Below are 21,577 nucleotides of genomic sequence, written 5' to 3' on the forward strand. Positions count from 1 at the left end.
CTGCATTGTCACCGCTTCTCATTAGAGCTTCTGCTTTCATGAGATATACATCAGAATAGCGAAGTAATATATACACACCCTTGTCTGTTGGATGGTATTTAATAACACGTATACCTTTTTCGGTGGCGGCACCAGCTAAAGGAACATCTCTAGAGAATTTAAGAGGTTTAAGAGAACGAGAATCAACTATTTCGGTACCATCTTCTCTGTACTGCTGACCAATCAAAAATCCTTTGTTTAATCCACCGTATCCTTTGTTAGAACCCACGTCTTTAAATTTTCTAAGATCACCATCTTCGAATGTGTCATAGAAATCTGCTAAGGTTGTGAAACCATTCCATGGACCATCACGCTCAGCAGGAAAACCCCCTTGATCATAATGCATGGTCATCATCCAGCGATTTCTTGGAACCCCGTTTGCTTCGGTTGTAAAAATTCTTTCTGGAGACGCTTGGTCTGTGAAAGGATTAAAGAATTCTGAATCTAAGCTAAACCCAGCTGCTGTAACGGCATCTGCATGGGTAATCACCTTCGCCATATCTGCATTGTCAAAGGTGTATGGGCCTGCAGCGTTTGCAGACTTGTACACGGCCTTATTCAAATATAGTCTGGCTAATAAAGCATGAGCAGCAGGCTGCGTCATTTTAGAATTTATGGTAGCAGGAGCACTAGGTTGTAAAGCAGGAAGAGCTTCTTCTAAATTGCCAACTATGAAATCAAATGCTTCAGAGCGTGACATTACATTTGGAAGATCATCAATTCCTTGGTCTACAGTTCTTCTTGGAACTTGACCCCATAGGTCCATAATTTGAGACATGAAGAATGATCTTAATGCTTTTGCCTGAGCAGCTTGGCTTGGAGATGGGTTAGAGGCCAAAATTTGCTCACAAGTGTAAGACCGTCCGTTAAGTTCATTCCATGAGTTCAAAATTTGTGGATGCGTAGCATCCCATGTATGACTGTGTAGCGTACGCCATACACCATTATCTCCCCAGTCCACACCTCTAGTAGGAGGGATCATCTCTGCAGATGTATGTTGGTTTAGAGAGTAAGTGTTTCCTTGGTCGGTATAGGAAGATAGACCGTTGTATATACCCTCTAAAAGAGCTCCAGCATCTCCTGCTACAAAACTACCACCTGAACTCTCAACTACCAGAGAATCCTTTTCTTCTACCATTAGATCCGTACATGACGAAACTAGTGCCGAAACCACAAAACACGAGAGTGCTAAAGTGGATATTCTTTTTAAGTTTTTCATTGATTAAAGATTTTTTAAATTAAAATGAAATATTAGCACCCAAAGTCCATGTTCTAGCTCTTGGATATGCTGTATAGTCAATACCGAAACTAGGAATACCGTTAATCTGCTTGTTGGTATTAACCTCAGGATCTTGACCTGAATAATTTGTAAATAATGCTAAGTTTTGTCCAGTAAGGAAAAATCTAAGGCTACTTATAGCACTGTTTTTACCCGTATTTACGGTATAACCTAAATTAACATTGGCAAGACGTACGAAGTCTCCTTTCTCTAAGAATCGGGTAGATACGTCAGGAGCATTTAATGGCCCTTCTTCACTATTTACTACATCCTTAGTTACGTTACGACCATTGGCAAAAGATCCTTTAGTAAAGAACGCGTTTGCGGTGTTACTATATATATAGTTTCCGAACACACCGTTGAAAAACGCACTTAGGCTAAAGTTTTTATACTTGAAGTTAGTGGTCAAACCACCCGTTACGGTCGGGTTTGGGCTAGCTCCATCTAAAAACTGTTGGAAGTCACCATTAGGGTAGATTGAGTTTCCTTCTACATCATAGCCTCCAAACTCTCTTAAGAAGTATGCAAACAATGGCTGCCCACTAGCAATACGCTGAGCAAATGCACCCGATAGACCTTGACCATTAATAGCACCAGTGTCATAAACACCTAATAAGTTTTCTACCACGTTTTTGTTAAATGCAGCATTTGCATTGATTTCGAATTCGAAATCGTTAGCATCAACAACGATAGCGTTTAAGGCAATTTCTAGACCTTTGTTGATTACGTCTGCATCAAGGTTACGCCACACGAATGGTGATGGAGCAGGCTGTGCAGAGAATACTTGGAATAAAAGGTCATTGGTGTTTTTGTAGTAATAATCTAGGGAACCAGAAAGTCTACCTGCCGCAAAACCGAAGTCAAGTCCAGCATTGAATTGTTTCGTTGATTCCCATTTCAAACCTGGGTTTGCGAAAGCAACCGTACTGAAGCCACCGTTATTAATAGAACTACTATTATTTATTCCGGCACTTCCATAACGTCTTCTTTCCTGATAAAGGTTGTGAGGTAATTCTTGATTACCCGTGATACCATATCCTAATCTAAGACCTAAATCGGAGAATACATTTTTAGGAACAAAATCCTCTTCAATTAAACGCCATTTACCCGCAAAAGATGGGAAAACACCATACTTGTTACCAGAACCAAATTTGGTAGAACCATCAGCACGTACCGTAGCAGTTATCAAGTATTTGCTTTTGAAACCCAAGTTAACTCTACCAAAATAAGATTGAAGTTCATCAACATTGGAATTTGAACCGTTAATGATACTACCGAATCCTTTTGAATTATCAGCTGAGGAAACGTTGTTTACCATTAAATCTAAATCATCAACTCTAAAGTTGGTTGCGTTCGAGTTTTTGGAGAAATACTCAAAACGTTGATAGGAATAACCCGCTAAACCATTGAAAGTAAAGTCTCCCATTTCTTTGTCATAAGTAAAGTAGTTTTCCCATAAAGAATTGTTGGTTTCAATGTCTGTAAAGTAAACTTGACCAACATTTTCAATTTGAGCCGCTTTTAATAAGGGAGAGAAAGCCGCTTTTCTAGAAGAAAGAGAACGGTCAAATCCAACAACTGTTTTGAACTTTAAACCATCCATAATTTGGACTTCAGCATTTAAGTTTCCTAATGCTCTAATAGTATTGGTTTTGTCATTACTATAAGCAATAATTGCTGCTGGATTAGGCTCTACTGTTGAAACCTGTTTAAATGTTCCATCAGGGTTTCTAACATTATTTGTCGGATTTGATTTTAACATTGCCGCCAATAAGTCACCTGAGAAACCAGAGTCGGTTGTTACTGGAACACCAGAATCTACGGTATTGGCTATGTTTAGCTGAGTACCAATGTTTAACCTGTCGTTAATGACTTTCTTGTTTCCGTTAAAAGACGCAGAATAACGCTTTATGCCAGAATTATTGATTATACCGTCTTGGTCTAACAGCCCTGCAGAAAAACGATAAGAGTCTCCGTTAGATCCGCCGCCGAAAGAAAGATTATGCTGTGTAGTGATGGCAGTACGAAGTACTTCGTCTTGCCAGTCAGTGCTACCACCATTATCTGGTCCACCAGCTGCAACAAATTCATCTGCACTTAATAAGTCGAATTTCTTTGTGATTTTACTCGTTCCCACAGATACGGAATAATCCATAGTACCTTTTCCTTGCGTTCCTTTTTTAGTCGTGATTAACACAACACCGTTTGCTCCACGAGAACCATAAATGGCAGTTGCAGATGCATCCTTAAGGATATCAATACTTGCGATGTCATTTGGGTTAAGAAAGTTTAACGGGTTACGAGCCGAAGAGCTACCTAATCCACCAGCACTTCCACTACCTGTAATATCACCACCACTAAGAGGAACACCATCAACTACGAATAATGGGCCGTTACCAGCTCTTACAGAAGATGTACCACGAATTCTAACGTTAATTCCACCACCTGGCTCACCACTACTTTGAGTGATGGCTACACCAGCTACACGGCCTTGCATTAATTGCTCAGAAGATGTAATGATACCTTTGTTGAAATCCTTTTCTCCAATAGCGGCAACTGCACCTGTGGCATCTTTCTTTTTCACGGTACCGTATCCTACGACCACCACTTCATCAAGAAGCTTTTGATCATTGGCTAATGTTACGTTGATTTTTGAGCGACCTTGAATGGATATTTCTTGGCTTAGCATTCCTACGAAACTGAAAACTAAAGTGCCTTGAGAGGGTACATTGCTAATGCTGTATGTTCCACTAATATCTGTAGAGGCACCTGTAGTAGTACCTTTTACTTGTACACTTACACCCGGCATTCCTTCACCTGTTTCGTCAATTACTTTTCCAGAAACAGTGATGTTTTGAGAAAAAGCAGAGAATGAAATCATGAAAAGACTAAAAGCTGTTACCACCATTGTGGACATTAACTTTTTGCCCTTTTGGAGCTGGCTCAAGCTTGATTGGTAGAGCTGGTTCATCATAAGTTAAATTAAGTTTAAAATGTGTTATAGATTGAGACAAGTCAACATCGACTAAGGTTAATTAATGCGTTGAATTGCTTAACAAACCTACAAAAAGAACTGCTCAGGCGGCAAAATTAGCCTTGTTAAAATCATATTATTTCTGTAAAAAGTCTTTGCAAACGGTTGCAATTTTCCGCAAACGATTGCGAAAATTGAATATTTTCAAGGATTTTCTTTAGAATTTTGAGAAATGGCAGTTACCAATGATGTAGAATAGTGGACGTGTTTTAAAAAAAACGAAAAGGGATTGCCGAAATCAGTGGAGCATCTTCCTTTAGAATAGAAAGGATTACTTATAGAATAGAAAGGATTACTTATTTCCAATTATGATGGTATTATTTCTTACATTCTATCTAACTCCTAAGATTTATCTTCGGAAAAAGTGAAAGATAAAAGTGAAGTCGCTCAAGATGGACTGTGGTCTAGTTGAGTTTAAATAGGCAAAGAATTTAAAATAAATCTTTAGGTATTGCCATAGATTATTTAGTGTCTAGTTTTTTAGCAATACATTTGCTTTAGGAAATATAACGGACACTTATTACATGGACTTCAGCCCAATCACGGATAACTTCAAAGGCGAATTTTTAGACGATAACATTACCAAGACTTTATATGCTACAGACGCCTCTGCATATAGAGAAGTTCCACTGGCAGTTGCCTTCCCTAAAGACGAAGAGGATATCAAAATTTTGATAAAATTCGCCAATAAAAAGAAAGTAACACTCATTCCTAGAACGGCTGGAACGTCATTGGCGGGTCAGGTTGTGGGTAAAGGTATAGTGGTTGATGTTTCTAGAACTTTCACTAAAATCCTTGAAGTTAATAAAGAAGAAACTTGGGTGAGGCTACAGCCAGGTGTGGTTAGGGATGAATTAAACGTTCATTTAAAAGACTTTGAATTATATTTTGGCCCAGAAACCAGTACCGCAAACAGAGCCATGATTGGCGGTATGGTGGGTAATAATTCTTGCGGATCTAACTCTATTATCTATGGTAGCACTAGAGATCATCTACTTTCTGTAAAGGGCTTTTTAAGCGATGGCTCTTTTGTAGAGTTTAAAAAAATAAGCGTAGAGGAGTTTGAGGCGATAATTGAAAGTAAAAGGGTAATTCCTACGGCAAAGCAATCGCTCGAAGACAAAATCTATCTTCAGGTTTTTGAAATACTGTCTAATCAGGAGATTGCACAGGAAATAAGAGAGCAGTTTCCTAAAAGAAGTATCACTAGAAGAAATACAGGCTATGCCATTGATGAGCTTTTAGAAACGAATGTTTTCACGCCTTCTTCAAATAATGATTTCAATTTTTGTAAGCTAATAGCAGGTTCAGAAGGGACATTGATTTTTATCACCGAGATAAAAATTCATGTCAATGATCTGCCACCCAAACATAAAGGAGTAGTCGCTGGACATTTTAAGACCATTGACGATTCTTTAAGAGCCAATTTAATAGCACTAAAATATAACCCATCTGCCGTGGAGCTTATGGATAATTATATTTTAGAATGTACCAAGGCCAATAAAGAGCAAATGGCCAATCGATTTTTTGTGGAGGGAGACCCTGCGGCACTATTATGTATTGAACTTTTTGGTCAAACGATTGAAATTGTAAAGGAAAAGGCGGCACAAATGGAAGCAGAAATGAGAGCCGCTGGATATGGTTATCATTTTCCTGTTTTGTTTGGAGATGATATTTCCAAAGTGTGGACATTAAGAAAAGCCGGGCTTGGCTTATTGTCTAATTTGCCCGGCGATGAAAAGGCAGTTCCAGTCATTGAAGATACGGCGGTAGATGTAAATGATTTGCCAGAATATATAGCTGAGTTTGATGCTTTGATGGCCTCTAAGGGATTCAATATGGTTCATTATGCTCATGCCGGAAGTGGAGAGCTTCACTTGCGACCTATTCTTAATTTGAAAACACAAAAGGGAAAAGAGCAATTCAGAGAAATAGCTCAGGACATTTCAGATTTAGTTAAGAAATATAAAGGCTCTCTTTCTGGCGAGCATGGTGACGGTAGACTGAGAGCAGAATTTATTCCTCAACAAATAGGGGAGAAGAACTATCAGCTGCTTCGCAAAGTCAAATATACCTGGGATCCAAAGGGCGTTTTCAATGCCAATAAAATAGTGGATTCGCCCGCTATGAACGAGATGCTTCGTTATGAGGCAGGACAAATTACACCGAAATTTGAAACCATTTTCAGGTTTAAAGACCAAGATATTTTACAGCATGCAGAGCAATGTAACGGTTCTGGGGACTGCCGGAAAACTGAAATAAGCGGAGGCACCATGTGCCCGAGTTACATGGCTACTAAAAATGAGAAAGATACCACAAGAGCTAGAGCAAATATCCTTCGGGAAGCATTGACCAGAGAAGACGGAAAAGTTTCTTTTGATGCCATTGCTGGAAACGGAGAAGACAGGTTTGATAGCAAAGAAGTAAAAGAAGTACTAGACTTATGTTTGCTGTGCAAAGGTTGTAAATCTGAATGTCCAAGTAATGTGGATATGGCGAAACTCAAAATGGAGTTTATGTACCATTATCAGAAGAAAAATGGGGTGCCTGTAAGGTCAAAAATGATAGCCAATTTTGCTAAAATGAGCAAGTTGGGTGCTCTCATGCCAAGTGCCTATAACTTCTTTTTTAAGAATGAGCCTATCAGAAGGTTAGCCAATAGGGTTGTCGGTTTTCACCCAGACCGTACCATGCCATTATTGCATGAAACTACCTTGAAAAAATGGTATGATCAAAATGCTTCGCAATTTCAAAATGGTGACAAAGGCAAGGTTTATCTTTTCTGTGACGAGTTTTCCAATTATAACGATGTAACCATAGGTCAAACAGCCATTAAGCTCTTGTCAAAATTAGGTTACGCTGTCGTAATTCCAGACCATGTGGATTCTGGAAGACCGTATTTGTCAAAAGGAATGCTAGACGAAGGAAAAGAGAGAGCAAATCTTAACGTTGAAATGCTTCACGAGCTTATTTCTGAAGAGACACCTTTAATAGGTATAGAGCCATCTTGTATTTTGGCTTTTAGAGATGATTATCCAGAACTGGTGAATGAAGAGTTGGCTGCGAAAGCAGAGAAACTATCAAAAAATGCTCTGATGATAGATGAGTTTATTGCCAGAGAAATCGATAAAAAGAAACTTGATAAGTCCATATTTACAGACGAAGAAAGGCTTATAAAATTGCACGGCCATTGCCAGCAGAAGGCGGTGAGTTCTATGGTACCGACAAAGAAAATGTTGTCGTTGCCGCCAAACTATTCTGTCCAGCTAATTCCGAGTGGCTGTTGTGGTATGTCCGGTTCTTTCGGATACGAAAAAGAGCATTATGATATCTCTATGAAAATAGGGGAGTTGGTATTGTTTCCAACGGTACGTCAGCAGCCAGAAGAAGTCATCATAGCCGCACCAGGAACCAGCTGCCGTCACCAAATTCATGATGGAACAGGTAGGAAGGCTTTGCATCCTGTGGAGGTGCTTTGGGGGGCTTTGAGGTGAGAGGTTATATAAAGCATAATATTAATGGAACATGTGAATTTTGAGTCAAATAGTATATAACCCGAACCTGTTGCTATATGGTATAAGCAGTTGTTGTCGAGAGTTATAGATCTTATGTTATCGGTTGGGTTAATAATCCTGCTTGTACAGGTATTTGTCAGTTCGGAGGTCGAGAAGTGGTCGAGTACTCTTGCTGTGGAGCTTGCATATCAAGTATGTGGGTTCACTGATTTTTTTTACTTTTTTGACGGAGATAAAAGCAATGATTCCAGTGTTTATAATGGTATTTTAGGGTTCTTGATATTGTCATTGTTTGTTTCGATAATAGATTTTTTTACAAATGGAAGAAGTTTAGGGAACTACATATTTGGGCTTAAGGTAACCCAGCTAAAAAAAACATCTCGTCTTAGTTTTTTTGTCTCCTTCTTTAGAAACCGTCTTAGAATTATCCCTTTATCCCTTTTCTCGTATTTAGGAGCTAGACCTCGTGGGTTTCATAATTTAATTTGCCAAACTAAAGTGGTAGACCTCACATATTATGAAGAAGGACAGAGCTCATTTTTTGGGAAAGAGATAAGCTCATTTTTTAGACATTTGATATTTTTAACCAAGAGGTTCTTTAGTCGTTCAAAAATCACAAACAGTGATTTAAAGAAACTGAATGAAATATTTGATTTAAAAGAAAAAGGGGCATTGAGTCAAGAGGAATATGAAAAGTTTAAAGATGAAATCTTGAAGAAATAGAGGCTAACTTTTTTGGTATTTGAATCTACGGGGTAAAACTAAGATCAATATATCGTCAGTTTAAATTAGAGGGTAAATTGAAATCGAAAATCCATTCTATTATGAAGCACTCTTACTAAATAAATAATGGAGTCCTCTATTCTATAAATGAAAATATGTTCGCCAACTGGCCAAGCTAAATATTCGTTTGGGATATCTGGTCTGCCATGACCAATTGTTGGATTTGAACTAATCAACATTAATGCTTCATTAAGAAGGGATTGATACTTTATCAATTGGTTTTCTCCAAAGGTTTCAACGGTATATTGTTGGATATCAGTTAAATCATCGTAGGCATCTTGGGATATATTTAAAACATAAATGTTATCTGACATCCCCTTTTACCTTTTTGCCAGTAAGTGAATTCTGTCTTGCTTTGTCAGAAATCTCTTTCATAAGGTTTTCGGAAAATTGAATTACGTTACCGCTTTTTATAGAAGCTTCGCCTTTCGCTATTGCAGCATAGATAGAGGCTATTCTTAGTTTTTCGTCCTCCATCATTTGTTTGCGTATTGCGTCTTCAGCTGCCGCAGTTATGGAACGGTACAATCCAGAATCTACCTGTTTTTTGAGGTATAATTCATAAGGTTCACTTAAATCTATTCTTGCCATTTGTTTGAATTTGTGTTCCAAATATAACGAATTACTGCAGTAACACTACAGTTGGCGGTGCTTTTTCTGTTAGAACAACTCTTTGTTATTGATTTCAAACCACTTACACTATCCTATACTCAAGCACCTTAAAATTGCTTACCTCCCACTTTGAGCCATCCTTCTTGCATTGGATTAGACCCTGCATGAAATATTTTATTTCTGTGTTATAGTCTTCTAAATCGAAGTCGATTTTTGCTTCCCAATAGGTTTCGTCTTGTTTTTCTTCTATGATTCTCATCTCAAGAAATTCAGAAAGGTCAACGAATGTCCATTTAGTCTGCTCTTCATCTATTGGCGTGTAATACACGGTTTTGTCAAGTAAACCTTTTTTGATTTCACTTTCAGAAGGTTTATCATTTTCTATAGCATTTTCCTGAATTGACTCTTCTTCTTTTCCCTCATTGTTTTGGCAAGCTGAAAAGCCGATTAGTATAGCTAGAGCAAAAAGAGAAAGTATTTTTTTAAGCATTGGAGTTGGTTCGTTTAGATTCGAATATAATTAATAAAAAGTAGGGGATTATTATTTGTTTTTCCTGCAATCTGAAACTTTAACTTTCAGATTGCAAGATTTCAATAAGCAAAACCTGCAAATTGAAAGTCAAAAGACTCAGTCAGCCACCCTTTGAAACCTAAATTTCAATATTCCTTGAAGGTAAAAACCCATTAAATTTCTTCCTAGACCTGGGGTATATTTGAAGCTCTCTAATTGATTATTGAAAGGGCTAATTCCTGCTTGTATACCAAGCTCAAGGCCAAATGGCCTGTTTTTGGGGGGATTTATACCAAGACTTATTCCTAATCCATTGATATAAGAAAATTTACTTGCCTTCTCACCTTCGCCAGGGGTTGGGTATGGTTTGTAGGGCTGGTAAAATCCTTTTTCAAAACCCAATCCGTTGCTTATAAAAACACCGAAATATGGGCCCAGTTTATCTTCGAATTTTCGTGCTATAAATTTCTTAGAAACTTTGAAGTAAAGCCCAGATCGCTGAGATATTTCATAAGACGTTCCCGCTTTATGATACTGTTTTAAATGATTGCTGTTGATTACTATTCCTGCGGCAAAGTCAAAAGCCCTATTCTGTTTAAAAGAATACTCCTGTCCCACTTCAATAGATGTAGCGATTAACGGCGGCAAATTAATATAAGTTGCACGTAAATTTTTCTGTGCATGGGCTGTGGTAATTGAAAGCAGAGCGAAAACGATGCTGACAATGTGTTTCATTTTAGTGTGAGTTCAATAACTGTAAAGCTATGCTTTTTAGGGTAAAGTTCGTTAGGTGTTGTGTGCACAAATAGAAATTATTAAATGCGGGTAACTAGTACAAAACTGTCTAAATTTGAAACCCAATTCCAGAAAAAGACAAAAAATGAAAATAAAGACCATCACTCAACTCGAATCTGCCAATACGCTAATCATCCCATTTATTAAAGATGATAAATTGGAGGAGCAATTAATCAAGAGAGCAAAGCTCATTGGTTATGAAATGGAGGAGCTTGGAAATAGCTTTTCGGCAGGTACTAAAGAAACCTTGATAGTGTCTACGCCACGCAAAAAATACAGTAAAGTTATTTTCTTCGGTCTTGGGAAAAACCCAACAAGTAAAGAGGTTATCAATGCATTCAGGTCTTTGTTTAAAAACAATAAGAAGAAACTAAGTGGTGAAATCGTCGTTGACTTAAAAGGAAATGCGGAACTAGCAGAGTTGATTGCTAATGGAATTAGCCTTGCTTCTTATGAAATAGGCATGTTGAAAACACGTGAAAAGGAAGAGACCAATGTTTTCAATAACGGAACCAAGTTCAGTTTTTGGGTAACAGCAAACCAAGAAGAGAAAATCAGTAAGCGTATCGCTCGCGGTTTGGCGACGGCCGAAACCCAGATGAATATCATGGGACTGGTGGATGCCCCATCAAACTATAAAACACCCCAAATGATGGCGGACTATATAGAGAAGTCGGGTAAGAAAAACGGCTTCAAAGTGACCGTTTACGACGAAAAAGCCTGTGAAAAAATGGGATTCCATGCCTTATTAGCCGTAGGAAGAGGAAGTGCAGACAGGCCAGCCAAAATGGTGGTGATGGAGTATAAGTCTTCTAAAGATGCAAAGAAAGTAGGTTTGGTAGGAAAAGGTGTCACTTTTGATACCGGTGGCGTTTCTTTAAAACCAGGAAACGGCATGGAGGACATGAAAATGGACATGGGTGGTTCTGCTGCGGTTATTGGTGCGGTGGAATTAGCTGCTAAATTGAAACTGGATGTTAACCTCGTAGGTATAGTAGCCATCACAGAAAACTGTGTGGATGCTTTAGCTATCAAACCGGGTGATGTCATTAATTCTTATGCAGGAAAAACCATAGAAATAATCAATACAGATGCTGAAGGAAGGTTAATATTAGCAGATGCTGTTCATTATATGGCTACGGAATTTGAGCCAGAAGTAATGATAGATTTGGCTACGCTTACCGGAAGCTGTATCAGAACTTTAGGTCATGTGGCATCTGGTTTAATGACTAATAACGATAAACTGGCGGCTCAATTAGAAAAAGCAGCTGATGCTACAGGTGAAAAAGTATGGCGACTACCGCTTTGGGATGATTTCAAGTCCGAATTAGATTCTGATGTAGCGGATATCAAAAACTTGGGTGGTCCATATGCAGGAGCCACAACGGCAGGTAAGTTTATTGAATATTTTACCAATCAACATCCAAATTGGGCACATTTAGACATTGCTGGTACAGCATTTCATAAAGGAGAATTCTCAAAAGGTGGCTCGGCAACAGCTTATGGTGTGCGATTATTAACCGAGTTTATGGAGAAGTATCCAACTAGTTAATAACGAATTTTCTAGTAGCTACATGGTCGGAGAACTTAAAGCGAACATGATAGATTCCAGAGGAATAGCCTTCTAGTTTGATTCTTGTTCTTGGACTAACAGATTGCATTAGTACTCCGTTTGAGTTTATAATATCCAAACCATTTAACTGTAAATTCTGAGGTGTTTTTATATCCAGATAATTTTGGGCAGGGTTTGGATATATTCTTATGGAGAGTTTTTCGTTTTCTGAGGCTAAGACATTTTTGGGATCATATACTATTACGTTGGCAGATACCGTGTCGGAGAGGCAATAGCCAAAAGATCCGAAATAATGATGGTCACCGTATGATTCCCAAAAAACAGCATCTATTCGAGCGAAATCTTTCGCACATTTAATGGAATAAGTTGTGTCATTTGTGGGCGTTTCGAATTTGAAATTGTTTGGATATGGAAATGGTCCAGGATAACCTCCAGAAAAATACGAATTTTCGCAGCTTCCAGAAATTTTCACAGTGTTGCCAATAAAGATCACTTCTGGGTTGGTAGTGATACTTGGCTGCATTATTTCATTATTATCAGCATAGCTAAAGAATACCTCATCGCTCATTAAGGCACAGTTACCTTGTTTAACCTCTACCTTATAAGTTGAGTTTGGCACCAAGTCTATAAAATAGCTTGTGGTGTCTTTTCCATAACTGCTGGTTATTTTAAATTGGCTAGAATCAACAATGCCATCTTTATACCAAATAAAATCTATATCTAAACCATGATATGATTGTATAAGTGAGCTAGAGCCAAGAGTGCTATACCATGAGATTGCTGGAAGATTACCTTCCATCTTGGCAACGGCTTGGTGATAACCCGTCGACTCCTCTGCCGAGCAAAGTGTTTCAGGGACAGAATTGATGGCTTGATATCTACATCGTGCATCATCATTTTCAAACTGGGCGAGCACATCATATAAGTCATGATCCAAAAGCATGGAAAAAGAGTCATCAGCATTTATGAAAATAGACGCTTTGTTTCTGTCCACAAATTTCTTATCCCAAATCACATCACCTTGAGCGTTGAGTTTTATTAAACCAGATGGGCTATTCAATAATAGGTCTCCTGAATTGAATTTTGAAAGACTTGGAGTAAATGGATTATTTGAATACAAAATGGCGTCTTCAGAATAGATTTGCTTTCCTTGGGAGTTTAGAAGCTTAAATTTTTTATCATTATTTAAAGGCGTGGAAGAAGCATAAGATAAAAGAAAAATATCATGATGGAGTTCAATGGAAGGTTTGTTAAAACCAGACTCTTGAGGAATGAGGAAGTTATATTCCTCCGAATTGTTTTCATCGTATTTGCCTATGGAGCTTTCAGATACCAGGAAGTAACCATTGCTGCTCCAAAAAGCTTGAGTTGGGGCTACTCCTAAATCTATTAGCTCAAGAGAATTGGTATTAAGTAGCCATGAGTTCGCCTCAGGTTTTAATCCCAAAATCATTTCTTCTTTTTGAATCCAAGAACTTGCTTGCAATGAAACCTCCTTTAATTCAAGTTCGTTTGAAATAATCCTTATTGAGTTGTTTTTTACAGCAATTAAATTACTTTCAGTTGCAAATACTTGACTGGTTCGTCCGGATAAATCGAAGCTTTGTAAAAATTCAAAGTTAGTAGTGTATACGCTAACCACAGTTTTATCAATTTCGCGGTCATTTGTGACCGTGAAAATCTTATCACCGACTATTTTGGCATCAAGAAGACCAATGGTATTAAGCTTTACTTTACTTTTTAGTTGAAGGTTTTCATCTAAAACTAGGCAGCTATCAGTTTCACTTATGGCATCAAAAAGAAATAGGAAATCGTTTTTCGTTTTCAGAAAAACAGATTTGGTATAATTTCCAAGCCGAGGCCTTCTGAATAAATATCCTTGCTTGTGCGTTTTGTCATTAACCGAAATGAAGCTTGAATACATAAAAACGTCCCGAGAACCAGAATTAGGGTCAGTTTCAATTCGGAAATCATTTTTTAATAGCACTTATCTGTCTCATCATTTTTTAGAACAGTGTAAGTGGCTCTAAGGGTATAATTTAACTGTCTAGACCAGCGGCCTAAATAGTCTAATTTGGTAATAGTTGGCGGTTCCATTTGAGGAACTGAGTCATTTTGTGCTACAGAATCCAACACAAGACAAGTAATAAAAAAGGAAAGTAAAAGGAATTTAAATTTCATAATTGTGGAGCTTTTTAAGCGGTAGCAAAAATAGGTGTGGAATTCAGAATTTCAAAACAATTCCAAAACGCCATTTGCCAATCTGTTCTCATGGTCAAGAAGCCATTTCTTTCTATGTAGACCACCGGCGTAGCCAGTCAGGCTTCCATTTTTTCCAATTACTCGATGGCAGGGTATAATGATGGAGATTGGGTTTTTACCATTTGCTGATGCTGCAGCCCTAATGACTTTTGGGTCGCCAAGCTTATTGGCCATATCTAAATAGGAAGCATTTTTGCCAAAAGAAATATTTGTCAATTCTTTCCAGACGCGTTTTTGGAAGTCGGTGCCTTGTGGGTCTAGTTTTAAATTAAATTCTAAAAGAGAACCTTCAAAATAGGTTCTTAACTGTTTGGCTAATTCTTTCGCTATTTCTTGTAAGTCGGTATCGGTGTTTTCAGGATGCTCCACAAACGTTACTGCCAATACAGCATCTTCACTGGTTTTTAGTTCCAAGGATCCGATAGGGCTTTCAAAATACGAAGTGAAGGTTTTGGACATTTATTAAAAGTATTGAATCTTCAAATTAGAAAAATTAAGCGAACTTTGGGGCAAAGATTAGCAGCAATCATTTTATGAGCATAGAAGAAATATATCAGCGATTTAAAAACTCCAACAAGGTTTGTACAGACACTAGGAAAATTGAGCAGTACGACCTTTTTTTTGCTCTAAAAGGAGATAATTTTAATGGTAACGAATATGCTGAAAGGGCCATTGCCGCTAGTGCCAATTATGCTATAATTGATGAAGAGGCCTATAACACTTCCGACCAATGTATTTTGGTGGATGATGTATTGGCGACTTTGCAATTGTTAGCAAATCATCATAGAAAAACGTTTGACATTCCTGTAATAGGTTTGACGGGTTCTAATGGCAAAACCACCAATAAGGAATTGCTAAAAGCAGCTCTCTCTTCTAAATATAAGGTTCATGCCACTTTGGGTAACTTGAACAATCATATTGGTGTGCCACTAACCTTACTTTCTCTGCCCGCGGATACCGAGATTGCCATTATAGAAATGGGGGCAAATCACCAGAAGGAAATTGGAGCACTATCTAAGATAGCGGAACCGAGCCATGGTTTAATTACCAATATTGGTTTGGCACATTTAGAAGGTTTTGGCGGAATAGCAGGTGTGAGGAAAGGTAAAGGGGAGCTTCTTGACTACTTGAAAGAATCAAACGGTTATGCTTTTATAAACGAAAACGACCCTACACTGTGTAGTATGGTGAAAGAAAGAGCCATGACGCAGGTTATCTATCATGGCAAAACGAATCATTTGCTAGAAATGAAGTCGGAAAGCCCTGTGGTTTCTTGGTCTTGTGCTGAAACAGAAAAAACATACGAGGCTAAAATCTCTGGAAAATACAATTTTCATAACATTCAAGCAGCTTATGCTATTGCAAGGTTTTTCAACGTCGAAGCTGATGTTGCTTGCCAAGCATTAGCAGATTACGCACCAGACAATAACCGCTCTCAGATGATGGAAAAGGGCAGTAATGTTGTTTATTTAGATGCCTATAATGCTAATCCATCTAGTATGGAAGCCTCTTTAAGGAACTTTATGAACTTAGAAACAGCTAATGGGAAGGTGGTTTTCTTAGGTGATATGTTTGAATTAGGAGAGTACTCGCAGGAAGAACATGAGGCATTAGGAAAATTAGTGGCCGAAGGAAATTTTGAAACGGTTGTGCTTTTTGGAGAGCATATGAAGTTTGCTTTAAAGCATTTACCTATGGCATTTTATTTCACAGATAAGTTTTCTATACATAATTGGGTGAACGATAAGAAATTTGAAAATAAAGCCATCTTGATTAAAGGTAGTAGGGGAGTGAAGCTGGAAACGCTCCTTGACTTTATCTAATTAGGCTAATTCTACCATTTTTGTTTTTGAGTATAGTTCCGCCCTCACTATCAAATCTGGCGTTTATGAAATATTGGTAAACCCCAATGGGTGCAGGAGCTTTTTGATATTGGCCATCCCATAAAATTAACTTTGTGCCTTGGAAGGTTTGATTTTTTTCGGTCACCATCACTCGGCCTCTTCTGTCTATTATTTGATAATCAAAACTAAATAGACCGTTGGCAAAGAGTTCTAAGTTTTCATTTATGCCATCGCCATTGGGTGTGAATGCCGTTGGTATAAAAACCCTAAAACAGCCATCTAGTACCTGAATGGTGTCTGAGGAAGAGCAGGCTCCCTCACCAATTTGAGCAATGTACGTTCCGTAAGACTTTGCCTCCAGCGTTGTTGTGTTTGCTATCAGTGTATTATTGAAAAACCAATTTATACTTGATTTTGGTTGCTCTTTAAGTGGAAGGCCTACAATATATCCATCTTCTAAACAAGGGCTTAGACTTTCGTTGACAAAGGAAATGGTCTCTTTTTCCGTAATGTTTAAGTCAATTTTTGCGGCAACTCCTTCACAGCCAGAAGTTGTTTCCGTGACATAAAAGGATTTGACTCCTGTCACATTAGCATTTATGCTCGGACTAAATAGCGGTTCTGTACTGATAACATTTGAAAGTGACAATTCATCATACCATTTAAGATTTTTCCCCTTTGCTTCTAAAGGGCTAATTTCTGCACCTTGGCAGTACGTAAATACAGCGTCGTTAGCGGGTGGAGGTACTTCTATTTCAATTTTTATAGCTTTACTGTCGCTCCAAACTACTTGACAGTCAGCCGTAATTTGTACCTCATAATTTCCTGTTTGTGTAATTTTTATTGATTCGGAGTTTGCTCCATCAATGCCTGTACCGTCTTTCGTCCACTGATAAATAAAAATAGTATTGGCAGCGTTACTTACTTCAACTTTCAAGGTTGGGTTACAAGCTAGACTGTCGGACTGAAAAATCAATTTACCATTTGGTACCTTAAAACTTGGAGATACGGTATATGGCAGCTGGGCCTTTCCGGTTTTTCCGTTCAAACTAAAGTTTCTATAAGTAAAATTGGAGCCCGTCCCTTCATTGTTTGGGTTGTTAATAACGGATAAGAATTTGTCGTCTATATGTGCCAAATAAATCTTACCATTGGGACCAAGCTTAAGGTTCCCAAAAGACCCAGGGCCCACTAAAAACTCTCCCAAACCTTGTTGACTTTGACCTGTAAAAGATTTTTCGGCAAGGACCTTTTTATAGGCAGGAGCATAGGATGTTCTGAACTGGAGTAATTCATAATCGTTCACGAATCCATTAACAGCACTTCTCTGATTGACATAGAGGGAAGCATAAATGAAAGCTCCATTAGGAGAGAAAGCCGCTCCTTTTATTTTTTTCAAAGAATTATAGGTGGTTATACTTCTTATAACTTTTCCAGTCAAATTATCAAAACTGAAAATTTCTATAAAACCATCATCTGGATTAGCGGGTTTTGTTATGGCTATTTTTTTGCCATCTTCAGAAGCTATTATTTCTTGCTGAAGTCCCAATGAAGAGCCAGCAAAGGGAATTCCTAGTTTACTTTCTATAGGTTCATCTGTTTGAATACCATCCTTTGAAATCAAATAGGTGAAAAAAGTGTTGCCTTCTCCACTGTGTAGTATCAGCCAATAGTCAATATTATTGCAATGTTTCACAGTGGTTAAACCATATGAAGATTGATCTAGAAGTAATTTTGTTTCGCCAATCTTTTGGCCTTCTCCTGCATTTGCCTTTAAGTCAATGAGCGAATAGAAAATGGGAAAGACTACGGTGCCGGGATTATTATTACCGGTGAAGTCATCGACCGAGAAAACATAAAATTCTTCCTCCCTTTCTGGGATGGGTACGATTAGGCCTGGGTAAGAGGGGTCAAAAGCCCGTACCAGGTTTTCTGCTCCAGGTATCACGTTGCCGTTGGCATTCCATACACGACTTCCGTTTGAATACAAGCGTAGATTTCCTTCTGCATCCGCATAGGTCATACTTGCCTTTTCGGTGTTCATGTTATTTAAAGTAGAGTTGCCCGGGTTTTCTGTCATAGGAAAATTCATACTGACGGAGCTTCCAAAAAGCCAATGGTTCGCATGCATGTCTTCCCGCTGAGCATGGGCAAAACCACAGCAAAATATGCAAACTAAAATGGAAGCAATTACTTTCAATTGGAGCTTTGTAAGGTTTGTTTACTGTAAATCTAAGCTTTCAAAACAGATGTACCTGTATGCCTGAAGGGCTTTATGCATCCTATATATACGACAAAGCAGGCGTTTTAGCTGGAAAGTACCCTTGTGCAAAATAGAGAATTATAACATAAAAGTTTGATTTTATAGGTAATAAAACGTAAATTTGCCATCGTTTTAGAGAATTTGTTTAGTGATTACTAATTTTTGTAGATAAAATAACTTTTATATGTCTGTAGCATCAAAAACTTATGTTCCTTACAAGGTCAAAGACATTTCTTTGGCAGATTGGGGTAGAAAAGAAATCACATTAGCCGAAGCAGAAATGCCAGGTCTAATGGAAATTAGAAAAGAATATGGTCCTTCTAAGCCTTTAGCGGGTTCTAGAATAGCTGGATGTCTTCACATGACTATCCAAACTGCCGTTTTGATTGAGACGCTTGTAGAATTAGGAGCAGATGTTACTTGGTCTTCTTGTAATATATTCTCTACGCAAGATCACGCTGCTGCTGCAATAGCCGCTGCGGGTATTCCTGTGTATGCTTGGAAAGGCATGAATGAGGAAGAGTTTAACTGGTGTATTGAGCAAACCATTTTCTTTGGTGAAGAACAAAAACCATTGAATTTGATTCTTGATGATGGTGGAGATTTGACTAACATGGTATTGGACGAATTCCCAGAATTAGCGGCAGGTATCAAAGGTTTATCTGAAGAAACCACTACCGGAGTTCACAGATTGATTGAAAGAGAAAGAAAAGGTACTTTGGTAATGCCAGCTATCAATGTTAACGATTCTGTTACGAAGTCTAAATTTGACAACAAATATGGCTGTAGAGAATCTTTAGTAGATGCTATCAGAAGAGCAACGGACCTAATGTTAGCAGGTAAAGTGGCTGTAGTAGCAGGTTTTGGTGATGTAGGAAAAGGTTCTGCTGAGTCTTTAAGAAATGCTGGATGTAGAGTATTGGTTACAGAAGTTGACCCAATATGTGCACTTCAAGCTGCTATGGAAGGCTTTGAAGTCGTTACTATGGAAGAGGCCGTTACGCGTGCTTCTATCTTTGTGACGGCTACTGGTAACTATAATATAATCCAGCCTAAGCATTTTGAAGCAATGAAAGACAAGTCCATTGTTTGTAACATTGGTCATTTCGACAATGAGATTGACATGGCTTGGTTGAATAAAACACACGGAAATACTAAAGTGGAAATTAAACCACAAGTAGATCTTTATAATGTTAACGGAAACGATATCATTATTTTGGCAGAAGGACGTTTAGTGAATCTTGGATGTGCCACAGGACACCCATCATTTGTAATGTCTTGTTCTTTTTCTAACCAAGTGTTGGCTCAATTAGAGCTTTGGAATAATACAGATGCTTATGAAAACAAAGTATATGTATTGCCTAAGCATTTAGATGAGAAAGTTGCGGCGTTCCATTTAGCTCACGTAGGTGCAAATCTTACGAAGTTATCTGCAGAGCAAGCTGAATATATCGGTGTCACGGTAGATGGGCCATTTAAGCCTGATGCTTATAGATATTAATATTTGTCAATTTTTGACATTTAAAAACGCTAGTCTAAATTTTAGACTAGCGTTTTTTTTATGCTATTACACGGTTTGCTTATTCTCAAACGGTCTCAAATAATACCAAGTTCCTTCCCCACTTTTGTAAAAGCAGCTATGGCCCGTTCCAAATGCTCTATTTCATGAGCCGCAGAAATTTGTACTCTTATCCTCGCTTTGCCTTTAGGCACTACAGGGAAAAAGAAACCAATAACGTAAATACCTTCTTCTAATAATTTTGCAGCAAAAGTTTGAGCTAGTTTTGCGTCATAAAGCATTATCGGGATAATAGGATGCTCGCCAGGAAGCAAATCGAATCCTGCTTTTGTCATTTCATTTCTAAAAAACTGAGCATTAGATTCTAATTTATCTCTAAGTGCGGTAGAAGACTGAAGCATATCTAATACTTTAATACTAGCTCCTACAATACTCGGAGCCAGCGTATTAGAAAAAAGGTAAGGCCTTGATTTTTGCCTTAGAAGTTCTACGATTTCTGTTCGTGCTGCCGTAAAGCCACCCGAAGCTCCGCCTAGAGCCTTTCCATAAGTGCCTGTGATAATATCAACTCGACCCATCACATTTTTTAATTCGATAGTTCCGCGTCCTGTTTTTCCTACAAAGCCGGTGGCATGACATTCATCCACCATGACCATGGCTCCATATTGATCTGCTAAATCGCAGATCTTATCTAGCTGTGCAATTGAACCATCCATTGAGAAGACACCGTCGGTAACAATTAACACTTTCTTACAATGACTAGAAGCTTTTAGTTGTGCCTCTAGGTCTTCCATGTTATTATTTTTATACCGATATCTTTCGGCCTTGCATAATCTTACGCCATCAATGATAGAGGCATGATTTAGTTCATCTGAAATAATGGCATCTTCTGATCCTAGTAAAGGCTCAAAAACACCACCATTTGCATCAAATGCAGCGGCATAAAGTATACAGTCTTCTGTTCCCAGAAAATCTGCGGTCTTTTGTTCAAGTTCTTTATGAATATCTTGAGTTCCACAAATAAAACGAACGGATGACATACCAAATCCATGTGTATTGGTGGCTTCTATGGCTGCATGAATAACCTCAGAATTAGAGGATAGACCTAAATAATTGTTCGCACAGAAATTAAGTACATTCTGATTCCCCGTGGTAATTTTGGCCGCCTGAGGTGTACTGATTATTCGCTCGGTTTTATATAAACCAGCTTCTTTTATTTGCTCAATTTCTTCGGCGTAGAATTTCTTATATTTATTAAACATCTATCAAATGGGTTTTAATTTTTGACTTAATTTGGATATCATTGTTTCGGTCAATGATTGTAATGTGTAAGTAGGCTTCCAGCCCCAATCCGTCCTTGCTTCTTTATCATTTATCTCTCTAGGCCAAGATTCGGCTATCTTTTGCCTAAAATCAGGTTCAAAAACGATCTTAAAGTCGGGAATGTGCTTCTTTATTTCTTGAAACAGATCGTTCGGACTAAAACTAAGCCCCGAGAGATTATATGAAGTTCGGATATTTATTTGAGATTTTGGAACACTCATAAGT

16 protein-coding genes and 1 pseudogene are annotated in these 21,577 nt (G+C 38.1%); 5 read left to right on the top strand and 12 right to left on the bottom strand.

Going from position 1 to position 21,577, the window contains the following annotated elements:
- Window positions 1–1,258: RagB/SusD family nutrient uptake outer membrane protein (locus tag ACTBZY_RS19270; protein ID WP_463047999.1), on the bottom strand; the 1,258-nt coding region annotated here is incomplete at its 3' end.
- Between the two features lie 19 nt (window positions 1,259–1,277).
- A complete protein-coding gene (locus ACTBZY_RS19275) occupies window positions 1,278–4,292 on the bottom strand; it encodes a SusC/RagA family TonB-linked outer membrane protein (protein WP_463048000.1) in 3,015 nt (1,004 codons plus the stop codon).
- A gap of 584 nt (window positions 4,293–4,876) precedes the next feature.
- Between ACTBZY_RS19275 and ACTBZY_RS19280 the strand changes: the two genes are divergently transcribed.
- Together ACTBZY_RS19280 and ACTBZY_RS19285 are read left to right on the top strand one after the other, a co-directional pair.
- On the top strand, window positions 4,877–7,846 hold the full coding sequence (locus tag ACTBZY_RS19280) for an FAD-binding and (Fe-S)-binding domain-containing protein (RefSeq protein ID WP_463048001.1): 2,970 nt from the start codon (window positions 4,877–4,879) through the stop codon (window positions 7,844–7,846).
- 93 nt (window positions 7,847–7,939) lie between these two features.
- Complete coding sequence (locus ACTBZY_RS19285) at window positions 7,940–8,590, top strand: RDD family protein (RefSeq protein ID WP_463048002.1); 651 nt, start codon at window positions 7,940–7,942, stop codon at window positions 8,588–8,590.
- A gap of 65 nt (window positions 8,591–8,655) precedes the next feature.
- Here ACTBZY_RS19285 and ACTBZY_RS19290 read toward each other — a convergent pair whose 3' ends face one another.
- The 4 genes from ACTBZY_RS19290 to ACTBZY_RS19305 form a co-directional block, all read right to left on the bottom strand.
- Complete coding sequence (locus tag ACTBZY_RS19290) at window positions 8,656–8,964, bottom strand: type II toxin-antitoxin system RelE/ParE family toxin (RefSeq protein WP_463048003.1); 309 nt, start codon at window positions 8,962–8,964, stop codon at window positions 8,656–8,658.
- Window positions 8,954–9,241 (bottom strand): hypothetical protein, encoded by a 288-nt coding sequence (locus ACTBZY_RS19295; RefSeq protein ID WP_463048004.1) that lies wholly within the window; start codon window positions 9,239–9,241, stop codon window positions 8,954–8,956. The genes ACTBZY_RS19290 and ACTBZY_RS19295 overlap by 11 nt, the downstream gene beginning before the upstream one ends.
- A 103-nt stretch (window positions 9,242–9,344) precedes the next feature.
- Window positions 9,345–9,752: a hypothetical protein gene (locus ACTBZY_RS19300; protein ID WP_463048005.1), complete on the bottom strand. Its 408-nt coding sequence runs from the start codon at window positions 9,750–9,752 to the stop codon at window positions 9,345–9,347.
- A gap of 138 nt (window positions 9,753–9,890) precedes the next feature.
- The gene (locus tag ACTBZY_RS19305; protein WP_463048006.1) at window positions 9,891–10,508 is read right to left on the bottom strand and encodes a hypothetical protein; all 618 of its coding nucleotides are present in this window, start codon (window positions 10,506–10,508) and stop codon (window positions 9,891–9,893) included.
- Between the two features lie 145 nt (window positions 10,509–10,653).
- Here ACTBZY_RS19305 and ACTBZY_RS19310 point away from each other — a divergent pair, with 145 nt between their 5' ends.
- The gene (locus ACTBZY_RS19310) at window positions 10,654–12,120 is read left to right on the top strand and encodes a leucyl aminopeptidase family protein (RefSeq protein ID WP_463048007.1); all 1,467 of its coding nucleotides are present in this window, start codon (window positions 10,654–10,656) and stop codon (window positions 12,118–12,120) included.
- On the opposite strand, the gene ACTBZY_RS19315 is transcribed toward ACTBZY_RS19310, so the two are convergent.
- The 3 genes from ACTBZY_RS19315 to ACTBZY_RS19325 are packed head-to-tail and all read right to left on the bottom strand — an operon-like array spanning window position 12,113 to window position 14,862.
- The gene (locus tag ACTBZY_RS19315; RefSeq protein WP_463048008.1) at window positions 12,113–14,065 is read right to left on the bottom strand and encodes a T9SS type A sorting domain-containing protein; all 1,953 of its coding nucleotides are present in this window, start codon (window positions 14,063–14,065) and stop codon (window positions 12,113–12,115) included. The two genes, ACTBZY_RS19310 and ACTBZY_RS19315, sit on opposite strands and share 8 nt — an antisense overlap.
- A gap of 53 nt (window positions 14,066–14,118) precedes the next feature.
- Window positions 14,119–14,322, bottom strand: coding sequence for a hypothetical protein (locus tag ACTBZY_RS19320; RefSeq protein ID WP_463048009.1), 204 nt, complete (start codon window positions 14,320–14,322; stop codon window positions 14,119–14,121).
- A 51-nt stretch (window positions 14,323–14,373) separates the two neighbouring features.
- On the bottom strand, window positions 14,374–14,862 hold the full coding sequence (locus tag ACTBZY_RS19325) for a methylated-DNA--[protein]-cysteine S-methyltransferase (protein WP_463048010.1): 489 nt from the start codon (window positions 14,860–14,862) through the stop codon (window positions 14,374–14,376).
- Window positions 14,863–14,936: 74 nt separating this feature from the next.
- On the opposite strand from ACTBZY_RS19325, the gene ACTBZY_RS19330 reads away from it, so the two are divergent.
- A complete protein-coding gene (locus tag ACTBZY_RS19330; protein ID WP_463048011.1) occupies window positions 14,937–16,226 on the top strand; it encodes a UDP-N-acetylmuramoyl-tripeptide--D-alanyl-D-alanine ligase in 1,290 nt (429 codons plus the stop codon).
- On the opposite strand, the gene ACTBZY_RS19335 is transcribed toward ACTBZY_RS19330, so the two are convergent.
- Window positions 16,219–18,447, bottom strand: a complete 2,229-nt coding sequence (locus ACTBZY_RS19335; RefSeq protein ID WP_463048012.1) for a T9SS type B sorting domain-containing protein — start codon at window positions 18,445–18,447, stop codon at window positions 16,219–16,221. The genes ACTBZY_RS19330 and ACTBZY_RS19335 overlap by 8 nt on opposite strands.
- Window positions 18,448–18,694: 247 nt before the next feature.
- Between ACTBZY_RS19335 and ahcY the strand changes: the two genes are divergently transcribed.
- The gene (ahcY, locus tag ACTBZY_RS19340) at window positions 18,695–20,011 is read left to right on the top strand and encodes an adenosylhomocysteinase (protein WP_463048013.1); all 1,317 of its coding nucleotides are present in this window, start codon (window positions 18,695–18,697) and stop codon (window positions 20,009–20,011) included.
- Window positions 20,012–20,106: 95 nt separating this feature from the next.
- On the opposite strand, the gene kbl is transcribed toward ahcY, so the two are convergent.
- A complete protein-coding gene (gene kbl, locus ACTBZY_RS19345; protein ID WP_463048014.1) occupies window positions 20,107–21,291 on the bottom strand; it encodes a glycine C-acetyltransferase in 1,185 nt (394 codons plus the stop codon).
- 3 nt (window positions 21,292–21,294) lie between these two features.
- Window positions 21,295–21,577: pseudogene (locus tag ACTBZY_RS19350) on the bottom strand (NAD-dependent epimerase); the annotation flags it as partial.

It is taken from the genome of Arcticibacterium sp. (assembly GCF_055134445.1).

Excerpts from the sequence above, each read along its gene's own strand:
- ACTBZY_RS19275 (WP_463048000.1), bottom strand. The coding sequence starts at position 4,292 with ATGATGAACCAGCTCTACCAATCAAGCTTGAGCCAGCTCCAAAAGGGC.
- ACTBZY_RS19280 (WP_463048001.1), top strand. The coding sequence starts at position 4,877 with ATGGACTTCAGCCCAATCACGGATAACTTCAAAGGCGAATTTTTAGAC.
- ACTBZY_RS19290 (WP_463048003.1), bottom strand. The coding sequence starts at position 8,964 with ATGTCAGATAACATTTATGTTTTAAATATATCCCAAGATGCCTACGAT.
- ACTBZY_RS19295 (WP_463048004.1), bottom strand. The coding sequence starts at position 9,241 with ATGGCAAGAATAGATTTAAGTGAACCTTATGAATTATACCTCAAAAAA.
- ACTBZY_RS19300 (WP_463048005.1), bottom strand. The coding sequence starts at position 9,752 with ATGCTTAAAAAAATACTTTCTCTTTTTGCTCTAGCTATACTAATCGGC.
- ACTBZY_RS19305 (WP_463048006.1), bottom strand. The coding sequence starts at position 10,508 with ATGAAACACATTGTCAGCATCGTTTTCGCTCTGCTTTCAATTACCACA.
- ACTBZY_RS19310 (WP_463048007.1), top strand. The coding sequence starts at position 10,654 with ATGAAAATAAAGACCATCACTCAACTCGAATCTGCCAATACGCTAATC.
- ACTBZY_RS19315 (WP_463048008.1), bottom strand. The coding sequence starts at position 14,065 with ATGTATTCAAGCTTCATTTCGGTTAATGACAAAACGCACAAGCAAGGA.
- ACTBZY_RS19320 (WP_463048009.1), bottom strand. The coding sequence starts at position 14,322 with ATGAAATTTAAATTCCTTTTACTTTCCTTTTTTATTACTTGTCTTGTG.
- ACTBZY_RS19325 (WP_463048010.1), bottom strand. The coding sequence starts at position 14,862 with ATGTCCAAAACCTTCACTTCGTATTTTGAAAGCCCTATCGGATCCTTG.
- ACTBZY_RS19330 (WP_463048011.1), top strand. The coding sequence starts at position 14,937 with ATGAGCATAGAAGAAATATATCAGCGATTTAAAAACTCCAACAAGGTT.
- ahcY (WP_463048013.1), top strand. The coding sequence starts at position 18,695 with ATGTCTGTAGCATCAAAAACTTATGTTCCTTACAAGGTCAAAGACATT.
- kbl (WP_463048014.1), bottom strand. The coding sequence starts at position 21,291 with ATGTTTAATAAATATAAGAAATTCTACGCCGAAGAAATTGAGCAAATA.